2 protein-coding genes are annotated in these 1087 nt (G+C 64.2%); one reads left to right on the forward strand and one right to left on the reverse strand.

Going from position 1 to position 1087, the window contains the following annotated elements; translation table 11 throughout:
• Positions 1 to 238 precede the first annotated feature (238 nt).
• Complete coding sequence (locus AB4Y99_RS27755; protein ID WP_441525623.1) at positions 239 to 760, reverse strand: cysteine dioxygenase; 522 nt, start codon at positions 758 to 760, stop codon at positions 239 to 241.
• Between the two features lie 180 nt (positions 761 to 940).
• On the opposite strand from AB4Y99_RS27755, the gene AB4Y99_RS27760 reads away from it, so the two are divergent.
• Positions 941 to 1087 (forward strand): Lrp/AsnC family transcriptional regulator (locus AB4Y99_RS27760; protein ID WP_441525624.1); only part of this gene is annotated, 147 nt, incomplete at its 3' end.

A 1087-nucleotide genomic window follows, 5' to 3' on the forward strand; every position in this document is an offset into this window, starting at 1 on the left:
ATGTCGTGCTCGTGGGCGAGAGCGTCGAAGCGCTGGGCGACACCGCCGACGATATCGGCTTTCCCGCTCGGCGTGAGGCGCAGAAGGCGCTCGCGGGTGACGGCGAGTTCGGGTTGCGGCGATGTCCCGGAGATGTATGCGACGATGCCTCTGAGCGACATGGCTGGCCTCCTGCAAAGGAGGCCATCATCGCGTGGCGGTGCATCGCGGGGATAAGTTGCCTGGGGGCGGCCCGAGATCAGCCGCCGACGGCGGTGTATTCGGTCTCGATCGAGGAGGCATGGGCCTCGTGGTCGAAGCCGTAGATATGGATCGAGATCGCCTCGCCCGGCCCGAAATTGCGCATCCGGTGGATATTCGGTCCCGAGGGCAGCATGCAGGCGACATAGCCCGGTTGCCGCTGCTGTTCCTCGGTCGGGACGGCGCGGCTGGCGTCGATGGCGCGATACCAGGTCTCGGTGACGACGCCCGAGACGACGCCGAAGCAGCAGGAGCAGTGGTGATCATGGATCGAGGTGGCGGAGCCCTCGCCCCAGACGATCGCCCAGATGCTGACATTCTCGTCGCCGGCGAGCAGGTTGCGGGCATAACAGCCGGGCTTGCGCTCGAGCGGCAGGCGCTGGATCAGATCGGGCATGGCGACGAGCTCGCGCAGCACGTCACGGGCAGCGGCGAGATAGTCCCGCGAGAGCGTTCCCTCGTTGCTGCGCAGGCTGCGAAGCACCGCGCCCTGCCGCTCCGCGCTCAGAAAACCCTGCATCCCGTCACCCTCTCGATCCGACCAGGAGAATGGTACCGGGAGAGGGCGGGCAGCGGTTTGCAGAGATCGAGAATTTTTTGCTCTTATCGAAATATTATGCCCTTGTTTTCAGAAAACGTGGAAAAGTAATCCCGATGCATGCTTCGCTTAAGAAGTTGGTTCCGAATCTGCCGAGGACATATGGCCAAGCTCGATGCTTTCGACCTGCGCATTCTCGCGCGTTTGCAGGAGGATGCGAGCCTGCCGCTGGCGGAGCTGGCGGAGTCGGTCGGGCTTTCGCCCTCGCCATGCTGGCGGCGGGTGCAGAAGCTGGAGGAGGGCGGATAC

This window comes from Allobosea sp. TAB14 (assembly GCF_052113865.1).
Classification (GTDB): Bacteria; Pseudomonadota; Alphaproteobacteria; order Rhizobiales; family Beijerinckiaceae; genus Allobosea; species Allobosea spartocytisi.